General features: G+C 41.3%; 4 protein-coding genes. 3 read left to right on the plus strand and 1 reads right to left on the minus strand.

The features are described from left to right. From DBR11_RS16690 to DBR11_RS16700, 3 genes are all read left to right on the plus strand, one after another. The coding region (locus DBR11_RS16690) for a copper amine oxidase (RefSeq protein WP_108553789.1) at positions 1 to 1,193 on the plus strand (1,193 nt) is incomplete at its 5' end. 10 nt (positions 1,194 to 1,203) lie between these two features. After that, positions 1,204 to 2,001 (plus strand): alpha/beta hydrolase family protein, encoded by a 798-nt coding sequence (locus DBR11_RS16695; protein WP_108553790.1) that lies wholly within the window; start codon positions 1,204 to 1,206, stop codon positions 1,999 to 2,001. A 6-nt stretch (positions 2,002 to 2,007) separates the two neighbouring features. After that, the gene (locus DBR11_RS16700) at positions 2,008 to 3,855 is read left to right on the plus strand and encodes a beta-N-acetylhexosaminidase (RefSeq protein ID WP_108553791.1); all 1,848 of its coding nucleotides are present in this window, start codon (positions 2,008 to 2,010) and stop codon (positions 3,853 to 3,855) included. Here the strand turns inward: DBR11_RS16700 and DBR11_RS16705 are convergent. Then, positions 3,844 to 4,954, minus strand: a 1,111-nt coding sequence (locus DBR11_RS16705) for an ROK family protein (RefSeq protein ID WP_108553792.1), incomplete at its 5' end; no start/stop codon positions are given. The two genes, DBR11_RS16700 and DBR11_RS16705, sit on opposite strands and share 12 nt — an antisense overlap.

Below are 4,954 nucleotides of genomic sequence, written 5' to 3' on the forward strand. Positions count from 1 at the left end.
AAATGAACATTTGCAAACTAACCACATGCATAACACTCTCTCTATTTGCTGTTTTTCAAACAGCTTACAGTCAAAACATCACTTCTATACAGAACAAACAGTTATTAAGCACAGAACAAGGCGGCATTGCCCGACTAAGTGATTTACAACTTCAAAACCTTTCCCAAATCACTTATCAGAAAACAGTTCTTCCTGGGCCGCAGTTTGTCATCTCTGATGATCCTGAATATATCAGAGTACCAGAAGCAGTTGCACTCAAAGAACAGGTAACTCCTGGAAGCGTTCGCTTTTACCTCTATAATGTAAATGGTGTAATCACTCCAAATAAGATGGATCGAAAAATCACTGCATTAATCACCAACAAAGGAAAAGGTAACATGCACATCAGAATGTTAAAATATTCCAGTCAGGCACCAACTGCTAATTATTTTAAAGCAGGAAAGCAGGGCCTTACCGATTATTTCAATTCACAAGGCAATGAAACGGTTCGCACCCTGAAGCCCGGAGCATCTGTAGCTATAGATGACCGATTAGAAAAACAGATCACCAAATACGATGAACTTGTTCACGGTTTTTACGAATTTGTAATCGACCAGCCAGGAGAGATCAATGTGATTCAAACAGATCCAAAATCAACAGGAACAGCCGCGTTAACCCGAATTAAAAACATATTATCTCCAAAAAGTCAAAGTGGGGCCGGCCGGGGAGTTTACGGGATTAGCAATTATTCCATAGAAAACAAAGAGATATTAGATACCAGGACAGGAATCACCGCATTAACAGTTGCAGATGGAACAACCGATCCCTGGGTTACAGGCAAAGAAGGCACCAGCGGACAAACCTCAATACTAAGTGGAAATTACGGTATTTTATACCATATTAACCTGAAATGGAAAAGCTCTGACGGAAAAGGTCTTGCACTGGTTACCTGGAATTCCAGATCTTCCGACAACAAATGGTGTAACGGTATGGCAGCCAGCATGGTGGTCAGCAAAGGGAAATTTGCACCTGGAGTGATTCAGCTGCCAAAGAAAGAGCTCACCACAAAAGGAGCACCTGAAGTTGTCCTGATCCAGGTATTTCCACCATCAAAAGACGGACAAGAACAACAGATCCAGCTGACCTACTCCCCACCGGGCGCTTCCTGCCTGCCTACCCCGCTTGTATTTATCCCGGTCGACATGCTGCCTTAACTGTTAAAAAATGTATAAATCTTTATTTCTAAGCTTTTTTCTACTGACTTCATTTTGTTATGGACAGGAAACACTTACCATAAATTCCAGACAGAATTTAAAAACAACAGATTCTATTTGGGTATTCAAACCCGGAAACTACCAGAAACGACAAAAATATCCGGTCATTTTTTTACTTCATGGACATTCTGCCAATTTTAAGAGCTGGAATAAATTAGCAAACCTCCAGCAACTGGCCAATACCTACAACTTCATTATTGTTTGTCCAGACGGATTAAAAAAAAGCTGGTACATCAATTCATTAAACTCCGACAGTGTTCAATATGAACGTTTTTTCATGGAAGAATTGTTGCCAATGATCACAAATAAATATAGCACAGACTCTAAAAACTATTTCATTACCGGAGCAAGTATGGGCGGTCACGGCGCAATGTGGCTTTTCCTGAACCATCCAGAGCATTTTGCCGGTGCAGGTTCCACTTCAGGAGTATTAAATCTGCGATATTCCGCCTTTAGAAAAACAACAATAAGCCATCTCCTAGGTGAATATTCAGAAAGCAATAAGGCCTATGATGATTATTCGGCAGTCAACAAACTCAAAGACCTGAAAGAAAGAAACAAAGCTCTTATTTTCGACAGCGGTACAGAAGACTATCTCTATTTGACTAGTAAGCAGTTCCGTCAAAAATGCGACGAACTCAAAATTGCAGCCACTTATACCGCGCAACCAGGAGGACATACGGGAGGCTATTGGTCGAAAACTATTGTCCAGCATTTCAGATTTTTCTCCGAACATCTAAATAAGTAGATCCTTATGCTCAAAAAACACTTCATCCTATATCTTTTCTTACTAAACACTTTAAATAGCCTAGCGCAGGAACTAACACTGATTCCCAGACCTGTAGAATACCATTTTGCTAAAGGTCATTTTAATTTAAACAAGAACACCAGTCTGAGCAGTATAACAGACCCCAGGATAGTCCCTCCCCTACTTCAAAGCTTAATGGACCAGCTGAGCAACAGTACAAAATTCCGGATCAACAAAAAAAACCAACACAACAATACCATCTCTATGGTCCTGAATAAGGAACATAATCCTAAACTTGGTAAGGAAGGCTACCAACTGAATATCCAGCCCACAAAAATCATTATTCAGGCCAATGATCCTGCAGGGCTTTTTTACGCGGTTCAGAGTTTATGCCAGATAATCAATACTTCAGGTATTAAACTGCCTTGTCTCCAGATAACAGACTACCCTGCTTTCCAATGGAGGGGCCTGATGGTGGATCTGAGCAGACACTTTTTTGATAAGGAAGTCATTAAGCGCTATATCAGTCAGATGGCAAAGTACAAATTCAACACATTACACCTGCACTTAACCGACAATCAGGGCTGGAGAATAGAGATCCGAAGCCTGCCGAAGTTAAATACCATTGGTTCATGGCGTGTACCGAGAACCGGCTATTGGAAAAATCAGAAAGCGCCAGGAGCAGGGGAAAGTACAACTTACGGTGGTTTTTATAGTAAAGAAGATATCCGGGACATCATAGAGCACGCACAAAAACACTTTATAGACATCGTACCCGAAGTGGACATTCCCGGCCATAGTCTGGCCATGATTGCCTCCTATCCTGAACTATCCTGCACCAAAACACCCCAGCAAGTACTCGCCGGAGATCCATGGAATGCCAGCAGAACCAATGTTCTTTGTGCAGGAAATGATTCTGTTTTTGTTGCCCTGGACCATATCATTACAGAGATCGCAGAAATGTTCCCCTCCAAATACATCCATATCGGAGGCGATGAGGTTTCCAGAATGTATTGGGATAAATGTCCGCGCTGTCAAAAAAGAATACGAGAGGAACATTTACAAAGCTCAGAAGAACTGCAATCTTATTTCATTAAAAAAGTAGCGAAAATTGTGATTTCTAAAGGAAAAACCCCAATTGGATGGTACGAGAACCTGACCGGAGGCCTTGCGGATCGTATGGCTTTCATGAGCTGGAAAGACAACAAGGGAGGAATCCATGCTTCCCGCGAAGGACATCAGGTGGTGATGACACCTGCAGCTTATACGTATCTTGATTTTTATCAGGGCGACCCTTATCTGGAAAATGCACCTTTTACTGTAAACAAGCTCAGTACAACCTTCGAGTTTAACGCTTTACCAGCGGGAATCGACCCTAAACAGGTACTAGGCGGACAAGGCAGCCTTTGGACAGAACAGGTACCTAATGAACGTAAACTCCAGTTCATGACCTGGCCAAGGGCTTTTGCATTAAGCGAGATCTTATGGAGCGGCAACAACCAATGCGGCTGGGAAAATTTCATCCGTCGGGTAGAAAAGCAGCTTCCAGTTCTTGATCAGGAAGGCACCAAATACTCCAGATATTTTTATGATGCAATGATTTACAGCAGCCGAGGTCCACAAAACGAACTACTCTTAAGCCTGAAAACAGAGGTAAAAGATCTCGATATTCATTACGCTTTTGATGATTCGGATCCGGACCAATATTATCCAAAGTATACTGGTCAACCCTTAAGCATACCGAAAGGCGCTCAAAGTATTCGCGTAGTTACCTACCGGGGCAATCAGGCGATTGGCCGAACCATCAAATTACCTATTGCAGAGTTAGAAAAACGAAGTCCATTAATTAAGTGATAATAAGCGATTCCTAACCAGTAAACAAGCCCCAATTACCCCAGATTTTTCACCTAGTTTAGACATCTTCAGATGGGTATCGTTATTTACAAGGCTCAAAGAATACTTATTAAGAGAACTTTTAATCGGCAACCGGATGTATTCTCCGGTTGTCGCTAAACTGCCACCTAAGATCACCAGTTCAGGATTAAAAATATTGATTAGAATCGCAATACCTCTTCCGAGTTTTTCTCCCAGTATAGCGATCAATTCTATCGCCAGTACATCATCGTTGATTGCTGCACTGATGATATCCTTTAAACTCAAGCCTTCCGGGTCCATATTGGATAATATAGAAGAAGAACCTTCTCTTAATTTCTCTTTAAACATACGTTTTAAAGCCCAGCCTGAAGCCTCTGTTTCCAGACAGCCACGTTTTCCGCAACGACAGATAATCTCATTGTTAAATATAGGAATATGGCCAAATTCACCAGCAAAACCAGATTTACCATAATACAACTGACTATTGATCATAATTCCAACCCCCAGTCCGTAATCCATATTTAGAAACAACACATTTTTTTCTTCGTGCACTACTCCTGAACTGAACTCTCCATAAGCCATGGCTCTGGAATCATTTTCCAAAAAAATTCTCAGACCAAGACTATTTTCCATAATCTTACTTAGAGGCTCTTCATTAAAATTAAAGAAACTATAACTGTAACCTGTTGCATAATTGATCCTTCCCGATAAATTGATGCCCACACCAAGAATCTTATCCTTAGACACGGGAACACTAGCAATAAAGGCATTGATCAACGCACATAGATCATCCAGTGAATCTTGGTTATTCTCTAGTCTGTAAGCTTGTTTTTCGACATAATGGATCAGATTTTTCTGAAGGTCCATTAAGCCAAAATTCAGATAACTTTCCTTTACGTCCACTCCAAGAAAGAATCCAGAAGCCAATACAAGCCCGTACATATTCGGCTTCCTTCCACCCCTGGATTCTACTTTTCCAAAATCTTGCACCAAGTCATCTGCAATCAGATCACTTAATAGATTATTGACCTTAGGTGCACTCAGTCCAAGCTCCGCGCAAAGATCAGCAATGGTACAA

Origin of the sequence: Pedobacter sp. HMWF019 (assembly GCF_003061025.1) — a bacterium.
GTDB lineage: Bacteria > Bacteroidota > Bacteroidia > Sphingobacteriales > Sphingobacteriaceae > Pedobacter.

What these genes read in the sequence shown, in the direction of transcription:
- DBR11_RS16695 (WP_108553790.1), top strand. Translation starts at nt 1,204, where the DNA reads ATGTATAAATCTTTATTTCTAAGCTTTTTTCTACTGACTTCATTTTGT.
- DBR11_RS16700 (WP_108553791.1), top strand. Translation starts at nt 2,008, where the DNA reads ATGCTCAAAAAACACTTCATCCTATATCTTTTCTTACTAAACACTTTA.